The organism is Stenotrophomonas sp. 10L48, assembly GCF_056395105.1.
This window is the reverse complement of record NZ_JBFTIX010000008.1, coordinates 118,070-137,735: the sequence shown is the minus strand read 5'-3', so window position 1 is coordinate 137,735 and position 19,666 is coordinate 118,070. Positions and strand designations below refer to the sequence as shown.

General features: G+C 67.7%; 18 protein-coding genes. 5 read left to right on the top strand and 13 right to left on the bottom strand.

Going from position 1 to position 19,666, the window contains the following annotated elements; all coding sequences use genetic code 11:
• Positions 1-9: 9 nt before the first annotated feature.
• The gene (locus tag AC1DCU_RS14750; protein ID WP_032951885.1) at positions 10-477 is read right to left on the bottom strand and encodes a YiiD C-terminal domain-containing protein; all 468 of its coding nucleotides are present in this window, start codon (positions 475-477) and stop codon (positions 10-12) included.
• A gap of 33 nt (positions 478-510) precedes the next feature.
• Here AC1DCU_RS14750 and AC1DCU_RS14745 point away from each other — a divergent pair, with 33 nt between their 5' ends.
• The 3 genes from AC1DCU_RS14745 to AC1DCU_RS14735 all read left to right on the top strand — a co-directional run bounded on the left by AC1DCU_RS14745 (position 511) and on the right by AC1DCU_RS14735 (position 3,698).
• Positions 511-1,299: a uroporphyrinogen-III synthase gene (locus AC1DCU_RS14745; protein ID WP_032978034.1), complete on the top strand. Its 789-nt coding sequence runs from the start codon at positions 511-513 to the stop codon at positions 1,297-1,299.
• A gap of 104 nt (positions 1,300-1,403) precedes the next feature.
• Positions 1,404-2,384, top strand: coding sequence for a uroporphyrinogen-III C-methyltransferase (locus tag AC1DCU_RS14740; RefSeq protein ID WP_032978031.1), 981 nt, complete (start codon positions 1,404-1,406; stop codon positions 2,382-2,384).
• 6 nt (positions 2,385-2,390) lie between these two features.
• Positions 2,391-3,698: a heme biosynthesis HemY N-terminal domain-containing protein gene (locus tag AC1DCU_RS14735; protein ID WP_032978029.1), complete on the top strand. Its 1,308-nt coding sequence runs from the start codon at positions 2,391-2,393 to the stop codon at positions 3,696-3,698.
• A 123-nt stretch (positions 3,699-3,821) separates the two neighbouring features.
• On the opposite strand, the gene AC1DCU_RS14730 is transcribed toward AC1DCU_RS14735, so the two are convergent.
• Complete coding sequence (locus tag AC1DCU_RS14730) at positions 3,822-5,117, bottom strand: acetyl-CoA C-acetyltransferase (protein WP_088100805.1); 1,296 nt, start codon at positions 5,115-5,117, stop codon at positions 3,822-3,824.
• A gap of 93 nt (positions 5,118-5,210) precedes the next feature.
• Here AC1DCU_RS14730 and AC1DCU_RS14725 point away from each other — a divergent pair, with 93 nt between their 5' ends.
• Entirely contained in the window at positions 5,211-6,098 is an 888-nt protein-coding gene (locus tag AC1DCU_RS14725) for a hypothetical protein (protein ID WP_025875947.1), read from the top strand.
• Between the two features lie 115 nt (positions 6,099-6,213).
• On the opposite strand, the gene AC1DCU_RS14720 is transcribed toward AC1DCU_RS14725, so the two are convergent.
• From AC1DCU_RS14720 to glnA, 11 genes are all read right to left on the bottom strand, one after another.
• A complete protein-coding gene (locus tag AC1DCU_RS14720; protein WP_080150281.1) occupies positions 6,214-6,846 on the bottom strand; it encodes a superoxide dismutase family protein in 633 nt (210 codons plus the stop codon).
• A gap of 33 nt (positions 6,847-6,879) precedes the next feature.
• Positions 6,880-7,449: a superoxide dismutase family protein gene (locus tag AC1DCU_RS14715; RefSeq protein WP_025875951.1), complete on the bottom strand. Its 570-nt coding sequence runs from the start codon at positions 7,447-7,449 to the stop codon at positions 6,880-6,882.
• A 93-nt stretch (positions 7,450-7,542) separates the two neighbouring features.
• Positions 7,543-8,991 (bottom strand): nitrogen regulation protein NR(I), encoded by a 1,449-nt coding sequence (ntrC, locus tag AC1DCU_RS14710; protein ID WP_442252380.1) that lies wholly within the window; start codon positions 8,989-8,991, stop codon positions 7,543-7,545.
• On the bottom strand, positions 8,984-10,045 hold the full coding sequence (locus AC1DCU_RS14705; RefSeq protein WP_032978300.1) for a two-component system sensor histidine kinase NtrB: 1,062 nt from the start codon (positions 10,043-10,045) through the stop codon (positions 8,984-8,986). The genes ntrC and AC1DCU_RS14705 overlap by 8 nt, the downstream gene beginning before the upstream one ends.
• A 163-nt stretch (positions 10,046-10,208) precedes the next feature.
• Entirely contained in the window at positions 10,209-12,254 is a 2,046-nt protein-coding gene (locus AC1DCU_RS14700) for a TonB-dependent receptor (protein ID WP_313116361.1), read from the bottom strand.
• A gap of 83 nt (positions 12,255-12,337) precedes the next feature.
• On the bottom strand, positions 12,338-12,640 hold the full coding sequence (locus tag AC1DCU_RS14695) for a hypothetical protein (protein ID WP_025875959.1): 303 nt from the start codon (positions 12,638-12,640) through the stop codon (positions 12,338-12,340).
• 109 nt (positions 12,641-12,749) lie between these two features.
• Positions 12,750-13,904: a murein transglycosylase A gene (mltA, locus tag AC1DCU_RS14690; protein WP_032978019.1), complete on the bottom strand. Its 1,155-nt coding sequence runs from the start codon at positions 13,902-13,904 to the stop codon at positions 12,750-12,752.
• Between the two features lie 116 nt (positions 13,905-14,020).
• A complete protein-coding gene (locus AC1DCU_RS14685; RefSeq protein ID WP_032978016.1) occupies positions 14,021-14,767 on the bottom strand; it encodes an N-acetylmuramoyl-L-alanine amidase in 747 nt (248 codons plus the stop codon).
• Between the two features lie 288 nt (positions 14,768-15,055).
• Positions 15,056-16,486, bottom strand: a complete 1,431-nt coding sequence (locus tag AC1DCU_RS14680) for an ammonium transporter (protein WP_032978013.1) — start codon at positions 16,484-16,486, stop codon at positions 15,056-15,058.
• A 22-nt stretch (positions 16,487-16,508) separates the two neighbouring features.
• Positions 16,509-16,847 (bottom strand): P-II family nitrogen regulator, encoded by a 339-nt coding sequence (locus AC1DCU_RS14675; RefSeq protein ID WP_004134334.1) that lies wholly within the window; start codon positions 16,845-16,847, stop codon positions 16,509-16,511.
• Between the two features lie 347 nt (positions 16,848-17,194).
• Positions 17,195-18,604, bottom strand: coding sequence for a type I glutamate--ammonia ligase (glnA, locus tag AC1DCU_RS14670; protein WP_478014200.1), 1,410 nt, complete (start codon positions 18,602-18,604; stop codon positions 17,195-17,197).
• 219 nt (positions 18,605-18,823) lie between these two features.
• On the opposite strand from glnA, the gene AC1DCU_RS14665 reads away from it, so the two are divergent.
• The gene (locus AC1DCU_RS14665; RefSeq protein WP_032978010.1) at positions 18,824-19,618 is read left to right on the top strand and encodes an undecaprenyl-diphosphate phosphatase; all 795 of its coding nucleotides are present in this window, start codon (positions 18,824-18,826) and stop codon (positions 19,616-19,618) included.
• The last annotated feature ends 48 nt before the right edge of the window (positions 19,619-19,666 follow it).

The window sequence follows — 19,666 nt, the reverse complement described above, 5'->3', positions numbered from 1 at the left end:
CCTGCCATCCTACCCTTTGGCGAAGGCAACGAAGCGACCGCTGAATTCGGCCGCGGCCTTGCCGTCGGCACCGGGCTGGGTGGCGACAATGCTGATGCGGGCCTTGCCGCGCTGGCGGAAGGTGGCCAGGAAGGTCTCCCAGGCGCCGCTTCCGGCCGCTTCGGCATGGGCATGCAGGTCTTCATAGACCGGTGCCAGGTAGCGCAGGTTGCTGTCGGCCACGTAGACCTCGGCGTCGTGGCCGGCCAGGCGCAGGCGCAGGCTGACCAGCGCCCAGCCGGACAGGGTCAGCACCGAGGCCAGGCTGCCGCCGAACGCATTGCCCTTGTCATTGACGTTGGCCACCAGCGGCGCGGTGATGCGCAGCACGCCGTCGGCATAGCCATCCAGGCGGATCTGCATCGCGCGGACCGCCGGCATGCAGTCCAGCACGTCCTGCAGGGCAGCCAGCGAAGAGGTCAGGGCATCAACAGCCATCAGCAGCAACCACGACAACGAAGGGCCCGCATAATGACGGTAATGGCCAACCATACGATACCCACTGGCTGGACCCTGATCTCGCTGCGCCCGCAGGGCCAGCAGGCGGCGCTGCGCCACGCCGCAGCAGGGCTGGGAGGCCGTACCGTCGCGCTTTCGCCCTGGCGGCTGCAGCGTCTGCAGGGCAGCGCCGCGCGCCAGCAACTGCAACGGGCGCTGACCAGCGATCGGGTGGTGTTCACCAGCCCGGCAGCCGTGGCCGCAGCGGCCAGCCTGCTACCGCTGGCGACGGCGCAGCGCAGCCCGTGGCTGACGGTGGGCGAAGGCACCGCGCGTGCCCTGCTGGCCCATGGCGTCGCTGACGTCCATGCGCCCCAGCGGATGGACAGCGAGGGCCTGCTGGCGATGCCGGTGCTGGGCGATGTGCGGGGCATGCAGATCGGGCTGGTGACCGCACCGGGAGGCCGGGGCCTGATTGCCGCTGAGTTGCAGGCCGCGGGCGCGCAGATCACCCGCGCTGATGTCTACCGACGGCTGCCACTGCGCTTGTCACGGCGCATGCTGGCGCGTTTGGCCCGTTCTCCGATGCCTTGGCTGCTGGCCATCAGCAGTGGCGAGGCATTGCAGCGTTTCTGGCAGCAGCTGCCTGGGCACTGGCAGCAGCGGCTGCGGGCGAACGCGATCGCGCTGGTCGCCAGCGACCGGCTGGGCGCGCAGGCGCAGGCCCTGGGGCTGACCCGGGTGGTGCGCAGCGAGGGCCCTACCAGCGTTCAGTTGATGGCCGCTGCACACACTGCGCTCACCGGCCCGGCAGCGACCTGAACAGGCGCCCGGCAGCGGCTTGCCGGTGTCGTCGGCAACAGTGATGCTGTGCACAACGCTGCCTGCCGGATCTGTTCCGGCATTGCCGCCGACAAGGAAGCCCGATGAACGACACTCTGCCGCCCGCTCCATCGCCCCATCGCCCCATGCGCTGGCTGCTGCCGCTTGCCGTGCTGGCGGTGCTGGGCGCGGGCGGCTATGCCGGCTACCACTATTGGCAGAAGCAGCAGAGCGACCAGCTGGCGCAGGCGCAGACCACCGCCGTGCAGCTGAAGGGGCTGGAGGCTACGGTCGAGGCCCTGCGCCGCGACCAGCGTGCTGCCAGCCAGCGCTTGCAGGATGCGGCCACCACCAACCGGGTGCTGCGCGACGAAGTGCTGGGCCTGTCGCAACGAAGTGCCCTGCTGGAAGAAAACCTGGCCAAGCTGGCCGACAGCGCCAACCAGGGCCGCCAGGCGGTCCAGCGCGATGAGGCCGAACTGCTGCTGACCCAGGCCGCACAGCGGCTGGCCTTCGCCGATGACGTGGAAGGCTCACGCCGGCTGTATGCGCTGGCCGCCACTGCATTGGCCGATCTGCCCGACAGCGACGGCCTGAACCTGCGCCAGGCACTGGTGCAGGAACGCAACGCGCTGGATGCGTTGGGCGCTGGCCCGCGCGTGCTGTCACTGCAACGCCTGGACGCGCTGGGCAAGGCCCTGCAGGGCCTGCCTTCGCAGATCGCGCAGACGCCGGCCAACAACACCGCAAAACCGTGGTGGCAGGCCGCGCTGGCGCCCTTCGTGGATATCACCCCGAGCCGCCTGAACGGCCCGCTGACGTCGGCCGAGCGCGCCACCATCGATACGGCGCTGCAGCTGGAACTGACCCTGGCCCGCGCAGCGATCGAGCGCGGCGACGGCAAAGGCCGCGATGCCGCGCTGAACAGAATCGATCACTGGGCGCAGCGGCGCTGGCCGGATTCACCGGACCTGCGCGCGCAACGTGCTGAACTCCATGCCCTGCGCTCGCTGCCATTGCAGGCCGATGACACCGTGCTTGGCAGCACCCTGCAACAACTGCGTACCCAGACCGACCGGAGGTAAGCCCGTATGAAACCCCTGCAATCACTGGTCGTGCTGTTGCTGGCCGTGGCCATTGGCGTAGTTGCCGCGCAATGGCTCGGCACCGATGACCTGAACCGCTACGGCGAAGTGACCCTGCGCTATGGCGGCTACGACTACCACAGCAACCTGCCGAAGGTAGCGCTGCTGTCGGTGATCGGCGTGCTGGTGCTGTGGCTGCTGTGGAGCCTGATCGCCGCACCGTTCCGTGCCTGGGGCCGCTACCGCCGCAAGCAGGGCCGGGTGCGCCTGATCGATGGTCTGCTGGCCTATGAGCATGGCCAGTGGCAGCGCGCCGAGAAGCTGCTGGATGGCGCCGCCAAGGATCCGGAAGTGAGCGGGGTTGCCCTGGCCAATGCCGTGCGCAGCGCGCAGGTGCGGGCCGATGCACCCGCTGCAGAGGCGCTGCTGCAGCGCCTGGGCGAAAGCGATGCGACCTTGCAGGCACTGCTGCGTGCCGAGCAGCTGTTGGCCAACGATCTGCCGGTGGATGCGATCAACGCATTGGATGTGGCGGCGATCCAGCCGCTGCCGCCGCGTGGTCTGTGGCTGCGTACCGAAGCGCTGGCACGTGCTGGCCGCGCGCACGAGGCTTACGGCCAGCTGGGCGCGCTGCGCCAGACCAAGGTGCTGCCGGCCGAGGCCAGCAGCGAGCTGGAAGCACGCCTGGCCGCGCAGGCACTGCTGGAAGCGGGCGACGTCAACGCCCTGGCTGCGCAGTGGGAAGCCACGCCGAAGGCGCTGCGACCGACCCCGGACGTGGTTGCCGCCTACGCCACCCGTGCAGTTGCACTGGACTGGGACGAACCGGCACTGCTGGCGCTTGAGCAGGCGCTGGACCACCGCTGGGATGACGAACTGGTGGCCGTGTATGGCCGTCTGCCGGCCGAACGTCTGGCCACGCGCCAGGCCAACCTGCAGCGCTGGCGCAACGTGCATGACGACTCGGCGGCCCTGCGCCTGGCCCAGGGCCGCATCGCGCTGGCGCAGCAACAGTGGGACGCGGCCGATGCGTTCCTGCATGAAGCCATCGCCGCGGGTGCCGGTGCCCCTGCATGGGAAGCGCTGGGCGAAGCCTTCGCGCAACGTGGCGAACACGTGCTGGCCGCGCAGTGCCTGGCCAACGCGCTGCGCCTGCAGCGTGGCGAAGACAGCGTGGCGCTGGTGCGTGCACCGGCAGCGGTGGTTGACCCGCCGCTGCATGCGACCGTCGAGGAGCAGTCGATTGCACCGCTGCCGCCGGTGTACGACGCCAATGAAGAGCGCGACGCGTTTGGCAACCCGCGGATGCCGTGACCCGCTTCGGTAGTCGCCAACCTTGGTTGGCGTGTGAGCCCGCCGGGATAACAAAAACGCCGCCCATCGGGCGGCGTTTTCAATTCCAACGTTGCCGGCCAGCGGCCGGCACTACCGTGGCGTTCAACGTTCGACGATCGCCACCACGCCCATGCCGCCGGCGGTGCAGATCGACACCAGCGCACGGCCACCGCCGCGCTCGGCCAGCTGCTTGGCCGCCGTGGCGATCACGCGTGCACCGGTGGCGGCGAACGGGTGGCCGGTGGCCAGCGACGAACCCAGCAGGTTGATCTTGTCCGGGTCGATGCGGCCCATCGGCGCATCCAGGCCGAGGCGGTTGCGGCAGTAATCCTCGCTCTCCCACGCACGCAGGGTGCACAGCACCTGTGCGGCGAAGGCTTCGTGGATCTCGTAGATGTCGAAGTCCTGCAGGGTCAGGCCGTTGCGCTTGAGCATCTCCGGCACGGCCACGGTCGGCGCCATCAACAGGCCTTCGCCGTGCACGAAATCGACGGCCGACACGTGTGCGTCGCGCAGGTAGGCCTGCGGCTCGTGGCCATGTGCGCGTGCCCATTCTTCGCTGGCCAGCAGCACGGCGGCGGCGCCATCGGTCAGCGGGGTGGAATTGGCTGCGGTCAGGGTGCCACGGCCGGATACCTTGTCGAAGGCCGGCTTCAGCGTGGCCAGCTTCTCCAGCGAGGTGTCGGCACGCAGGATGTTGTCGCGCTCGACGCCGCGGAACGGTGCGATCAGGTCGTTGAAGAAGCCGCGCTCATAGGCTGCGGCCAGCTTCTTGTGCGAAGACACCGCCCACTCGTCCTGCGAGTCGCGCGAGATGTTCCACTCCTTGGCCATGTCCTCGCAGTGGTCGCCCATGCTCTTGCCGGTACGCGGCTCGGCCACGCCCGGAAACTCCGGCTTGAGCTCGGCGAACTTGAAGCCGGAGGTCAGTGCGCGGATCTTGTCGCCGGTGCTCTTGGCACGGTTGGCAGCCAGCAGGCGCGCACGCAGCTTCTTGCCATACACGATCGGCACGTCGGACGTGGTGTCCGAACCACCGCCGATGCCGGACTCGATCTGGCCCAGGGCGATCTTGTTGGCAACGGTGATGATGCTGTCCAGCGAGGTGCCGCAGGCGCGCTGCAGGGTGATGCCGGGGGTCAACGGCGACAGGCCCGAGGACAGCGTGGCTTCGCGACCCAGGTTCCAGTCGCTGGAGTGCTTGATGACCGCACCCATCGCCACTTCGCCCAGCTGCTGGCCGTGCAGGCCGAAGCGCTCGACCAGCGCTCCCAGCGTACGCACCGACATGCCGAGGTTGCCGACATCCGAATACGCGGTGTTCTGCCGGCAGAACGGAATGCGGACGCCACCGAGGATGGCGACGGGACGAGCGTTGGGCATGGAGATACCTGGCATGGATGAGGGTGTCTGCAACATGGCCTGCACGACAGAGCAGGCATAATGGGGCCAAGTGTAGCTGCCGCCCTGTGATGGGCCAACCGTGGAACCATGAGCAAACCCGACCCTGCGATGAATGCCCTTGGCGTGCTGGCCCTGGAACTGGCCGGCGGCGAAATCCCCCGCCAGGCGGTGCTCAGCGCTGAACAGGCCGGTGAACTGGCCGAACGCGTCGGCCGCGACCTGTCCAAGCTGGTGCCACAGGTGGCCGAGCTGGACCTGGTGTTCGCCGCCGCCCATTTCGATCCGGCCGAAGTGCTTCGCCCCGGCTGGCCGATCCATCGCCGCCTGGAAGAACTGCAGATGCGCGCGCCCGGTAGCAACCAGGGCCCGCGCGTGCTGGCCTTCGGCGCCGATGCCAGCGGTGATGTGCCGCTGCCGTTCCAGGCCGACGCTACCTTGGTAGGCGGTGGCCTGCGGGTGGTGCCGTTCCTGCTGACCGGTACCGACGTGGCCACCACGACAGCCGTGGCCGATGCCCTGGAAGAGGTGCTGCTGGCCAATGGCATGGCCCATGCCGATACCGCGCTGATGGCACAGAACACGTTCGGTGCACGCGTGGAGCACGCACGCTATTTCACCGTGAACGATCTGGCCGCGATGATGTCGATGCAGTACGACAACCAGGGACTGGCCGCGCTGTGGCCGCTGATTGAAACCGCGATCATGGCCCCGGGCCAGGACGAGTGGCTGAGTGACGCGCCCGAGCCGTTGCTGCGCTATACGCAGGGCGAAGCGCGCATGGCGCTGTTCGACCCGGCCGGCTGGTGCGCGCATTACAACCACGGCAAGGGCGACTGCGAGCGCCTGCAGGGCATCTACGAGCAGTTCCTGATGCGCCAGCGGCAGATGGCCGCGGTGCTGGAAGCGCACGGTGTGCCGGTGCTGTTCGTGCATTGCGAAGCCGGCCAGGACGCGCGCGAGCTGCTGGCGCGCTGACGTCCAGGTAATGCCGCCGGGCATGGCCCGGCGCTACCCACGGAATACGGTAGCGCCGGGCCATGCCCGGCGGATCAACTGAAAAACGCCGGCTTGCGCCGGCGTTTTCGTTTTCTTACGGTGCCTTGTTGATTACCGCGCACGCCAGTCGCGCACCGGCGTTGCCGGTCGGCTGGGTCTTGTAGTCGTCCGCGTCGGCGTGGACGATCAGGCCGCGGCCGATGATGTCGAAATCATCACCCTTGCCGATGTTGACGTTGCTCGACACCGGGCTGTCGATGGTGGCTACGCCCTTGTCGTCGGCCTTGATGTTGGGCATGTCGCCACCGTGGTGCGGATCGGTGGCCACGTTGCCGTGGTCCTGCTTGCCCGGATTGAAGTGGCCGCCGGCGCTCATGCCGTCCGGCGCGCTGCAGTCACCCTTCTCGTGGATGTGGAAGCCGTGCTCGCTGCCCGGCTTCAGGCCACTGATCTGGCCGGATGCGTGCACCTTGCCGTCGACCAGCTTGAAGGTGATCGAGCCCTTGGTTTCATTGCCCTGGGTCGGTGCCAGTTCGGCAGTGGCCGAGGCATCGGCTGCCGGGGCCGCTGCGGTAGCCGGTGCAGTGGCCGGGTCGGCCGGCGCTGCCGAACCTTCGGCCGGGGTGGTGGCCGGGGCTTCGGCTGCCGGTGCTGCCGGCTGCTGGTTGCAGGCGGCAAGGCCCAGTGCAGCGATGGCCGCGAACAGCGAAGTGTGGATCAGACGCATGGAAACTCTCCTTGGGAAATGCCGGTGGTGTGATCAGCGGGTTACCCGGATCACGCCGCAGGCGATGCGGACGCCGGCATTGCCGGCGGGCTGGCTGCGATAGTCGTCGGCCCTGGCATGCACGACCAGTGCACGCCCGGCGATATCCGTGGCGGCGCCTCCGCCCAGGGTAACGCCCTTCAGATGCACATCGATGTTGGCGCGGCCCTGCGCGTCGGCCTGCAGGTTGTCGATGTCACCGAGGTGGTGCTTGCCGCTGCCTGCACGACCGTGCGCGACACCGGCGGGATTGAAGTGGTTGCCGGCGCTGCTGGCGTCCACCGCGCTGCAGTCACCGCGCTCGTGGATGTGGAAGCCGGCCTGCTGCATCGGCTGCAGGCCGCCAACCAGGCCGGTCAAGTGCACGCCACCGCTTTCGGTCTTCAACACCAGACGGCCGCTGACGATGCTGGCCGAGGCTGGCGCCAGGTTGGCTTCGGCCAGCTGGGCCACGGGCGTGGTGACCACCGGCGGCGGTGTGGGCTGCGGCTTCTTCGGTGCGCTGCCACAGGCAGACAGGAGCACGGCAGCGGACAGCGGCAGAAGGGCGAAGGACAAACGCATCGAGGACTCCTTGCAGGTAACACTACGGACGGCATCGTCCATGGAGGATCAACAGTTCAGCAAGCGGGTGCGAGGATCGCGTGCAGGCACCGTTCAATGGCCGCCGCGGCGGCGACCGGCGCCCAGCTTGCGGGTAAGCGTATTGCGGCCGAGGCCCAGGCGCGCGGCGGCTTCGGCGCGACGACCGTGGGTGACCTGCAGGGCGGCCTCCAACAGGGCGTGGTCGACCCGTTCGCGCACCTGCGCGTGCAGGCCTTCAGTGCCCTCGGCCAGCTGCCGGCGTGCCCATTCGGACAGCAGCGCTTCCCATTGGCCCGGGTCACCGGCGGCCGTGCTGCTGCGCCGGCTGCGGGCACGGTTGAGCGCGGTATCAACATCAGCCACGCCAATGGTGTCGGCGGCGGCCAGTGCGGCCATGCGCCAGCACACGTTTTCCAGTTCGCGGACGTTGCCCGGCCAGTCGTGCTCGCGCAGCGCCTGCAGGGCGGCGGCGGTCAGCCGCTTGGGCGGCGTATCGAGCCTGCGCGCGGCAGCGGCCAGGAACGTGGTGGCCAGTTGCGCGATGTCCTCGCGGCGCTCGCGCAGCGGCGGCAGCTGCAGGCGCACCACGTCCAGGCGGTGCAGCAGATCGGCTCGGAATTTTCCCTGCGCGACCAGCCCTTCCAGATCCTGGTGGGTGGCGGCGACCACGCGCACGTCGACGCGGATCAGTTCGCGTCCGCCCACGCGGAAGAATTCGCCCTGGGCGAGCACGCGCAGCAGGCGCGTCTGCAACGGCAACGGCATGTCACCGATTTCATCGAGGAACAGGGTGCCGCCGTTGGCCTGCTCGAAGCGGCCGATGTGGCGCCGCTGCGCGCCGGTGAACGCACCCGCTTCATGACCAAACAGCTCGCTTTCCAGCAGCTCGGCGGGAATGGCGGCGGTGTTCAGCGCGACGAACGGATGCTGCGCACGCGGTGATTCGCGGTGCAGCGCGTTGGCCACCAGCTCCTTGCCGGTACCGGTTTCGCCGATGATCAACACCGCCAATGGCGCCTGCGCGAGGCGGCCGATGGCGCGGAACAGCGCGCGCATCGGTGGCGTATCGCCCACCAGTTGCGGCGGCTGGTCGCTGGCGGCTTCTGCCGCGGGAGTCGGCGCGGCCATGGCCGGCGCCACCGCAGGCAGCACGCGCTGGGCCAGTGCCACCGCGTCGTCCAGATCGAACGGCTTGGACAGGAACTCGTGCGCACCGCCGCGGAACGCACCGGCGGTACTGGCGACGTCGGTGTAGGCCGACATCACCACCACCGGCAGCTGCGGCAGCGCGGCCTTCAGCTTGTCCAGCAGCACCAGGCCATCGTCGCCGGGCATGCGCACGTCGGTGAACAGCAGCGCAGGCGGCGGGCTATCGGCCAGCGCCTGCAGTGCGGGAGCGGCGCTGTCGAAGTCGACCACCTGGTAGCCGGCCTCGCGCAGCGCGGTGCATAGCACGAAGCGCACGGCGCGGTCATCGTCGACCACCCAGATGCACGGCGGGGACGCGGAAGACTCAGACATCGCGCGGGGCCTCCTCGGCGGCGGCGGTGCCGTTGCCGATCGGCAGCAGCAGGGTGAATACGGTATGGCCCGGGCGCGACCGGTAGGTCAGCGTGCCGCGATGCTCGCGCGCGACCTGCTGGGCCAGCGCCAGGCCCAGGCCGGTGCCTTCGGCGCGACCGCTGACCAGGGGCAGGAACAGATGTTCGGCCAGTTCTTCGGGCACGCCACGGCCGTCGTCGGCGATTTCCAGCCGCAACGCCAGGGTGTGCAGCTGCTCGGCGATGCGCACACCGTGTTCAACGCGGGTGCGCAGGGTGATGTTGCCGGCACCGGCCTGGATGGCATTGCGCACCAGGTTCCATACCGCCTGGGTGAGGCGATCGGCGTCGCCATCGAATTCGGGGATGCTGGGGTCATAGTCGCGCTGCAGGCGCACGGCCCAGCCGGCCTCGTTCTCGGCCAGGCGCAGCACCCGCTCCAACGCGGCGTGGATGTTCAGCGCCGCATGTGGCGCGGCGGGTGCTGGTGACAGCAGCTGCTCGAGCAAGCCATTGAGCCGCTCGATCTCCGAGCCGATCAGGTCGATCAGTTCGCGTTCGCTGGCATCGCGCTGCGCCGCGCGGCGGGCCAGCAGCTGTGCGGCGCCCTTCAACCCGGCCAGCGGATTGCGCAGTTCGTGCGCCAGGCCCTTCAGCGCTGCGCTGAGCGCGCTGGGCAGGGCCTGGGTCGGGTCGAGCCCGGGGAACTCATCGACCGGATGCGCCTCCAGCAGCCAGCCGCCATCGTCGCGGCGGCTCATCCAGCCTTCGGCAAAACGCGCGGCTTCGCCCGGCAACGCCAGCGCCAGCCGGTTCAGGCGCAGGCTGTCGCGCTCGTCGCGGGCCAGGAAATGGGCCAGCGCCTCACCCTGCACTTCCAGCGCGGCCAACGGCTGGCCGAGCAGGCGCCGGCCGCTGACGCCCAGCCAGCGCGCGAAGGCCGGGTTGCAGCCGGCGATGCGGCCATCGGGCCCGGCCCAGGCCAGCGGCGTGCCGAGGGCATCGAGGGACGGCGGGGGCGTGGGGTCGGACATTGCACCAATGTAGTGCAAAACGTGGGTGTGGGGTCAGAGCCCTTTCCTCGCGGAAAGGGATCTGACCCCTTGCGCTGCGGGGTCCGGGGTCGGATCCCTTTCCGTCAGGAAAGGGCTCTGCCCCCTGCAGGTCGAGCAAGCTCGACCACTACCGGCTTTGCGGTTACAGCTTCATGTTGAGGCCGACGAAGACCGCGCGGCCCGGGGCGGGCGAGAACATCGGCCGGGCGCTGTCCCAGAAGAAGCTGTCGTACCACGCGTAGGCATACTCGCGGCCGGTCACGTTCTTCAGCTGCAGGTCCACGCTCCAGGCCGGGGTGATCTGATACTTCGCGCTGAGGTCGAGCACGGCGAAGCCGCCGAACTTGCCAGTGGCGTTGCGCTCTTCCAGGTAGTAATCGCCCTGCGCGCGCGCCTGCAGGCCCAGTTGCAGGGCATCGCTGGCCTGGTAGTCCAGGCCGAGGTTGCTGATGTGGCGCGGGGTGGCGGCCACTTCGCGTCCCTGCAGGGTCACGCCAGCGGCGCGGTCGTCGCGGGTGATCTTCGCCTCCTGGTAGGCATGCGAGGCCCACAGCGTCCACGCGTCACCCAGCTGCGCGCTGATCTGCGCATCCACGCCTCGGCGGCGGGTCTTGCCCAGCGTGACCGTGGTGCCGGTGGCCGGCATGTTGGACACTTCGTTTTCCGCGTCCTGCTGCCATACCGCCAGCCGGGCCTGGCTGCCGGCGAAGGGCTGGAATTTCAGGCCCAGCTCCATGCCGGTGTTGGTGGAGGGCTGCATCGGTGCCTGCCCCGGGGTGAGGTAGGCCGGCGCGGTGGAACCGGTCAGCACCTGGAAGGTACGGCCCCAGTTGGCGTAGACGTGGGTGTGCTCACCCAGGCTGTGGATGACACTCAGCTTGGGCTGGCCGATGCTGCCGTAGTCCTGCAGGCGGCCGTTGGCGCCATTCATCAGCCGGGTGTGGCCGCTGAAACGGTCCACGCGGTAGGCCGGCACGATCTTCCACGCTTCGACCGGCTGGTAGATGGCCTGCACGTAGGCGCCCCAGTTGTCGAAGCTGTGGCGGTCGTTGTTCTGCACGCGTGCCGGTACCTGGCTGAAATCGGTGGGCTCGGCGTAGGCGTAGCGCTCGCGACGGTAGCCATTGTCCTGCTGCTCGTAGTTCAGCCCGCCTTCCACGGTAAGCATGGGGCTGGCCTGCCAGGCGAGCGTGCCGAGCAGGCCTGCCTGGCGCTCGTCCCAGACACGACGCTGGCGCGGCAGGTTACCGCTGGGCAGGTCACTGAAGGTCACACGACGGTCGTCTTCATAGCGGTTGTAGTACAGCCGCGTGCCGAAGGTCACCACGTCGGACAGCTTCATGTCCAGGTGCGCGGCGAACTGGCGCATGTCGCGGTCATCGCCGTCATTGGCGTTGCGCAGGTCGCTGCGGCGGCGGCCCGCATGCAGCTCTTCCGCCGTCATGAAACCGGGTTCGTCGGCCTCGTGATGGTAGGCGCGCGCGGTCAGGCCGATGCGCAGCCCCTCCTCCAGCGAGCCGAAGAACCACTTGCCGCCCAACGCGTATTTCTTCGAGCTGTCGTGGTCGCGGTAGCCGTCGCTGGCCTGGGTACCGACGAAGTAGTTCTGCGCGAAGCCGTCGGCTTCGCGGCCCACCGCCAGCTGCACATCGCGGGTGTTGTAGCTGCCATAGGCCAGTCGCCCGTCGGTGTAGGTGCCGCCCTGGCGCGTGCCGAAGTTCACGTTGCCGCCGATGTTGTGCAGGCCGTAGCGCGGATCGTTGGTACCGCGCACCACTTCGATGTAGCTGATTTCCAGCGGAAACAGCATGTCGATGAAGCGCTGGTTGCCACTGTTGACGTTGCTGGGGATACCGTCGATCAGCGTCTTGATGGCATTGAGGTAGCCCTCGCCGTTGAAGGCGCGGAAGCTGACCTTGCCCGACTCTGCACCCTGCCGGGTTTCGGTCAGCTGGATGCCGGGCATCTGCCCGAGCAGTTCCCAGCTGTGCGACACGTTGCGGTTTTCGATCTGGTCCGCGCCCAGCACGTCCACCGAGGTCAGCACCTGGTGTGCGCTCAGCTGCCCCTCGCTGTGCTGGTGCACATCGACCTTGCCCAGGGTGAGCGCGGCGTCGGCGGACTGGGCGAATGCTTCAGGGGCGAACGGGGCGGCCGCGAGCGCGGCCACCAGCGTGGGAGTCTTCATCAGGGGGCGGGCGGGAGGCTGGAAATGAAACTTTATAACATTTCGATTCCGCCAGCCATCCGATGACTGCAGCTCCCTCGACCTTAGACGGGGTAGCCGGTGGCTTCCCGGGCCTTCTTCCAGGCAATTTCAAACTCGCGCGCGCTGATCTCGTCGTCTTCGTCGAAGTCCATGAACGACACCGGCTGGTCGGCCAGCACGAAGCGGTCATCGCTATGGCCGGTTTCATCGGCCCACACGACCTTGGCCCCGTAGATTTCCACCTGGCGCACGATCTTCTCGCCACGGGCTTCCATCAGCACGTTGCCCTTGCCCAGGCCCGATTCGGCCCAGTGCTTGTAGTACTTCTTCGTGTTGGATTTTGCGTTGTTCTTTGCGTATTTCATTGCATGGGTCCTGGCCGCATGCGCGACCGGAAAGTTCGGAATGGCGCCATTATCAGGCATATGGGGGTCAGATCCCTTTCCTGCGGAGGGGGATCTGCCCCCTGCTGACCTACTGCGGCAACGCCACACCCTTCGGCCACAGCAGCCACAGGTTGCCCTGCTGCTTCATGTCGCCGGCCAGCTTGCCGGCGGCATCGCCGCTGCCCCAGTACAGATCGGCACGTACCTCGCCGGCAATGGCGCCACCGGTGTCCTGCGCGGCCACCGGGCGTACCACCGGCGTGCCGTCCGGGCGCGTGGTGGACAGCCACAGCAGGCTGCCCAGCGGCACCACGGTGCGGTCCACCGCCACGCTGTAGCCGGCGGTCAGCGGCACGTTCAACGAACCGCGCGGACCTTCCGGGCTGTCCGCGCTGCGCACGAAGAACACGTAGCTGGGATTGCTGCGCAGCAGTTCCGGTACCCGCGCCGGATGTGCCTTCGCCCACGCGCGGATCGCGTCCATGGTGACGTCTTCCTTCTTCAGCTCGCCCTGCTCCACCAGCCAGCGGCCGATCGCGCGATAGGGATGGCCGTTCTGTTCGGCATAGGCCAGCCGCACCTGCTTGCCATCGGCCAGGCGCACCCGCCCCGAACCCTGGATCTGCAGCAGCTGCAGGTCCATCGGATCGGTCAGCCAGGCCAGCACGGGCGCCTTGGCCCCCTTGCTGGCGATGCTGCCGGCATCGTCGTAGGGCTTGAGCACCTTGCCCTCCACGCGACCGCGCAGGCGCTTGCCCTTCAGTTCGGGATAGACACTGTCCAACTGCACCACCACCAGATCATCGGGTGTGCCGTACACCGGCACGGTGGCGGTGTCGGTACGGGTGAGGCTGCCCGGATAGATGGGCTCGTAATAGCCGGTGATCAGGCCGTCGGCGCGATGGCCGCCGGCGCGCAGGGAATAGACATCGAGATCGCGCTGCAGGAATGCGCGGATCGCGCTGGCGTCCTTGTCGGACACGGTGCTGGCGGTCGCGCAGGGCTTGGCCCAGGTCGCATCGTTCTTCAGGCGGGTGCAGCTGCTGCGCCAAGCGGCGAAGCCGGCCTGCAGGTCGGTATCGGATACGGCCGGCAACGTGTTCCAGTCGACCTTGGCGTAGGTGGCGGCAGCGGGCTTGGCAACGGCCGGCGCTTCAGGCCGGTTGCCCGTGGTGGCGCAGCCGGCAAGCAGGGCAACGGCCAAGAAAGTGAGGAGCGCGCGCGGCGACGTAACAGTGATCATCGTCGCAATGTAGTGGGGCCGATGGTGGCGCGGCAACCTTGGGTAGCGCCGGGCCATGCCCGGCGAGAAGCGGATCCCGCGCGGTGCGCTCGCCGGGCATGGCCCGGCGCTACCGGCTACGGGGTCTGCAGCAACAGCGAATGCAGGATGCGCGCGTCTTCGGCGTCGAGGACTTTCGGCAGGGTGTCGCTGCCACGGAAACGGCGGTGGAACGCCCGTACCGCTGCTTCGCGGTTGTCGAGCGGATAACCGAAGCGCGCCAGCGCGGCCCATGCATCGAATCCTTCCGGCGCAGCACCATCGGCAGCGCGCGGCCACACGCCGAAACCGGCTTCGGCCAACTGTTGCCACGGGAAGAAGCGGCTGGGATCTTCCTTGCGCGTCGGCGCCAGGTCGGCGTGACCGATCACCTGCCGCGGCGGAATATTCAGCCGTTCGGTGAGGTCGCGCAGCAGCACGATCAGCGATTCGATCTGCGCAGGGCTGAAGGGCGTACGACCGTCATTGTCCAGCTCGATGCCGATGGACGCGGAGTTCAGATCGGTGATGGTGCCCCAGCGCCCGGAACCGGCGTGCCAGGCGCGGCGCTCATCGGCCACCAGCTGGTAGCGATGGCCATCGGCGCCGATCAGGTAATGCGCACTGACCCGCCCGCCGCTGTTGGCGGTACGCAGCGTGTGCAGGCTCTGCTGCACCGATTTCTGCTCGGTGTGGTGGATGACGATGATGACCGGCGTGCGCGCGTTCTGGTTCGGCGACGGCACCCAGGTGGCAAGCGGGTTGCGGGTTTCCTGCGGCGTGGAGGCACAGGCGGCCAGCAGCAGGCAGGCCGAGAGCATCAGGGAAGTGCGGATCGGGTGCATGCCCCGATTGTGCGCGATAAGCCCGGACGATGCAGTAGAGCCACGCCATGCGTGGCTGGGCCACCGACCGTGCCGATCAACGGTCGGCACCCACCAGAGCGGGAGTAGTCCAGCGCAGGAGCAGTGCCAAGCAAGCTTGGCAACTACCAGAGCAGATGCAGTGCCGATCAACGGTCGGCATCCTCCAGAGCAGGAGCAATCCAGCGCAGGAGCAGTGCCAAGCAAGCTTGGCACCTACCAGAGCAGATGCAGTGCCGACCAACGGTCGGCACCCACCATGTAGATGCATCAGGCCTCGTAGGCCGATTCACCATGCGAGGTGACATCCAGGCCGGTACGCTCGGCCTCCTCGGTGACCCGCAGGCCGACCACCACCTTGACCAGCAGCAGGATGGCTGCGGTCACCACGGCCGACCACAGCACGGTGAGGCCGACGCTGACCACCTGCACCCACACCTGGTGGCCGATATCCAGATCGGCCTTGGTGCCGCCCAGCGACTGCGCGCTGAACACACCGGTGAGGATCGCACCGACGATGCCACCCACGCCATGCACACCGAACACGTCGGCGGTGTCGTCCACCTTCAGCAGGCGCTTGAGGCCGGTCACGCCCCACACGCAGACCACGCCGGCAACCAGGCCGATGACGATCGCGCCGAGCGGGCCGACGGTACCGCACGCCGGGGTGATGCCAACCAGGCCTGCCACCGCACCCGAGGCCGCGCCCAGTGCCGACGGCTTGCCCTTGCTGATCGCTTCAACCAGCGTCCAGCCCAGCACCGCTGCAGCAGTCGCCAGCACAGTGTTGAGGAAGGCCAGCGAGGCGACGGTGTCGGCGGCGGCGGCAGAACCGGCATTGAAGCCGAACCAGCCGACCCACAGCAGCATCGCGCCGATATAGGTGAACGGCACGTTGTGCGGCTTCAACGCGGTCTGCCCGTAGCCCAGCCGCTTGCCGACGAACCATGCAGCCACCAGACCGGCCACGCCGGCGTTGATGTGCACCACGGTGCCACCGGCGAAATCGATCGCGCCCAGTTCGCCCAGGTAGCCGCCGCCCCAGACGATGTGCGCCATCGGGATGTAGCTGAGGGTGAACCACAGCGCCGAGAACAGCAGCACCGCGCGGAACTTGATGCGCTCGGCGAAGGCACCGACGATCAGCGCGGTGGTGATGCCGGCGAAGGTCGACTGGAAGGCGACGAACAGGTAGTCCGGCAGTCCCTTGATCGGCGTGTTGCCCACCGACTCCGGGGCGAAGCCCTTGAGGAAGGCGAATTCGGTGAACGAGCCGAAGAACGGATTGCCGGCGCTGAACACTGCGCTGTAGCCATAGGCCACCCACAACAGCAGCACCAGCGAGAACACCACCAGGATCTGGCTGAGCACCGACAGCACGTTCTTCGAACGCACCAGGCCGCCGTAGAACAGGGCCAGGCCCGGTACCACCATCAGCAGCACCAGCAGGGTGGAGGTGAGCATCCAGGCGACGTCGCCATGGTCATAGGCGGGCGCGGCCACCGCTTCGGCAGCCGCAGGCGCAGCGGCGGTCGGGTCCTGCAAGGGCTCGACGGCCACGGCTTCGCTCTGCAGCGGCGTGACCTGGGCCTGGGCATGTGCACTGCCTGGCCAGACACCGGCGGCCAGCGCACTGAACAGAATCAGCAGGCACACCAGATGGAACCGGGCTTGCCACCCGGTGAGAAGGCGCATCTTCATGGGGGAGTCTCCGGAAGGGGGCTTACAGCGCGTCGGCGCCGATTTCGCCGGTGCGGATGCGGATGACCTGCTCGACAGCGGTCACGAAGATCTTGCCGTCGCCGATCTTGCCGGTGCCTGCAGACGACTGGATCGCTTCGATCACTGCGTCGGCACGTTCGTCGGTGACCACGGTTTCGATCTTGATCTTGGGCAGGAAGTCGACAACGTACTCGGCACCGCGATACAGCTCGGTGTGGCCCTTCTGGCGGCCGAAGCCTTTCACTTCGGTCACGGTGATGCCCGACACGCCGGCATCGGACAGGGCCTCGCGGACCTCGTCGAGCTTGAACGGTCGGATGATGGCGGAGATCAGTTTCATGCGCATGTCCCGATGGTGGATGGGGCCAGCGCGCGAACGCGCGATGGCATCAGGCAACCACGGGCCATCGTGGTGATGGCCGTGGCTGTTGCACCGGACACGAATCGGGCCGGGACAGCCGTGCCTCTCTCCTTGCACGGCCGACGCGGGAGGGAGGGCGGCCCATGTCGCGTGTCCGGTCTCTCTCTTGCCCCTGGATCTGCGGGCCAAGGGCCCGCGTTTCCAATGCAGCGGACCAACGGTCCGCTCTACCACGGCGGGCCGGAGCCCGCCCTGCGGCTCCCCAGCCGCAAAGACGGATGCGATGGCGGCGGGTGGGAGGGGTTACCCACCGCCATCGCAGCCGGTCAGCTGGCGTAGTACAGCTGGTATTCCAGCGGGTGGGTCGCCGCGCGGAACTTGGTCACTTCCTGCATCTTCAGCGCGATGTAACCGTCGATGAAGTCATCGCTCATCACGCCACCGGCCTTGAGGAACTCGCGGTCCTTGTCCAGCGCTTCCAGCGCCTGGTCCAGCGAGGAGCAGACCTGCGGGATCAGCTTCTCTTCTTCCGGCGGCAGGTCGTACAGATCCTTGTCGCTCGGTGCGCCCGGGTCGATCTGGTTCTTGATGCCGTCCAGGCCGGCCATCATCAGCGCGGTGAAGGTCAGGTAGCCCGACTGGATCGGATCGGGGAAGCGCATTTCAATGCGGCGCGCCTTCGGGTTGGACACCCACGGAATGCGGCACGAGGCCGAACGGTTGCGCGCCGAGTAGGCCAGCATCACCGGGGCTTCGAAGCCCGGCACCAGGCGCTTGTAGCTGTTGGTGCCCGAGTTGGCGAAGGCGTTGATGGCCTTGGCGTGCTTGAAGATGCCGCCGATGTACCACAGCGCCAGCTGGCTCAGGCCGCCGTAGCCGTCGCCGGAGAACAGGTTGGTGCCGCCCTTGGACAGCGACTGGTGCACGTGCATGCCGCTGCCGTTGTCGCCGACGATCGGCTTGGGCATGAAGGTGACGGTCTTGCCGTTGCGGTGGGCGACGTTCTTGATGACGTACTTCATCCGCAGCAGTTCGTCGGCCTTCTGCACCAGGGTGCTGAACTTGGTGCCGATCTCGCACTGGCCGGCGGTGGCCACTTCGTGGTGCTGCACTTCCACTTCGATGCCGACCTGTTCCAGGGTCTTGCACATCTCCGCACGCAGGTCGTGCAGGGTGTCGGTCGGCGGAACGGGGAAGTAACCGCCCTTCACGCCCGGACGGTAGCCGCTGTTGGCGCCGTCGTACTTGGCGCCGCTGTTCCAGGCGGCTTCTTCCGAATCGACCTTGAAGAAGGTATTGCCCATTTCATTGGCGAAACGGACCGAATCGAAGATGAAGAATTCCGGCTCCGGGCCGAAGAACKCGGTTTCGGCGATGCCCGAGGACTTCAGGTAGGCCTCGGCGCGCTTGGCGATGCCGCGCGGGCAGCGGCCGTACGGCTGCATGGTGGCCGGGTCGAGGATGTCGCAGCTGATCACGATGGTCGGATCGGCATAGAACGGGTCGACGTAGGCGCTGGCGGTATCGGGCAGCAGCACCATGTCCGATTCGTTGATGCCCTTCCAGCCGGCGATCGAGCTGCCATCGAACATCTTGCCTTCTTCGAACAGCGACGGCTCGATGATGCTGACCGGGAAGGTGACGTGCTGCTCGACGCCACGCATGTCGACGAAACGCAGATCGACGAACTCGATCTGGTTGTCCTTGATCAGCTTCTCAACGTTTTCCACGGACATCGGTACGACCTCGGATGGGAATGAATGCCTGCTGAGGTACAGCAACGACCGTGCCAACTTTTCGGCCTTCACAAGTTGTTGATTTCAAAGCGCCTGCCCCAGCGCGGTGCAGACGCACATGCACCAAACGGGTGCGCGGATTGCCGCACGCACCCGTTTGGTGCGGCATGGATCGTCTATTCTCTCGGGCTTCTTCCGCCGCCAGCGCCCGCACCGTCCATGTCCGACCTGCTCTCCGCCCTGCTGCTGGGCATCCTCGAAGGCTTGACCGAATTCCTGCCGATCTCCAGCACCGGCCACCTGCTGATCGCCCAGCACTGGCTGGGCGCGCGATCGGACTTCTTCAACATCATCATCCAGGCCGGTGCGATCCTGGCCGTGGTGCTGGTGTTCCGCCAGCGCCTGCTGCAGCTGGCCACCGGCTTCGGCCAGCGCGAGAACCGCGAGTACGTGTTCAAGCTCGGCGCGGCCTTCCTGGTAACCGCAGTAGTCGGCCTGGTGGTGCGCAAGGCCGGCTGGTCGCTGCCGGAAACCGTCAGCCCGGTGGCCTGGGCGCTGATCATCGGCGGCATCTGGATGCTGCTGGTGGAGGCCTATACCGCGCGCCTGCCCGATCGCGACCAGGTGACCTGGACGGTGGCCATCGGTGTTGGCCTGGCGCAGGTGGTGGCCGGCGTGTTCCCCGGTACCTCGCGCTCGGCCTCGGCGATCTTCCTGGCCATGCTGCTGGGCCTGAGCCGCCGCGCGGCCGCTGCCGAGTTCGTGTTCCTGGTCGGCATTCCCACCATGTTCGCCGCCAGCGCCTACACCTTCCTGGAACTGGCCAAGGAAGGGAACCTGGGCAGCGAGAACTGGACCGACGTTGGCGTGGCCTTCCTTGCCGCAGCCATCACCGGCTTCGTCGTAGTGAAGTGGTTGATGGGCTACATCAAGTCGCATCGCTTCACGGCGTTCGCGATTTACCGCATCGCCCTGGGCGCTGCATTGCTGCTGTGGTTGCCATCCGGCAGCTGAACAGCGCCGGGGCACGGCAACCCCGTTGCCGGCCCCGGTCCGTTTCCC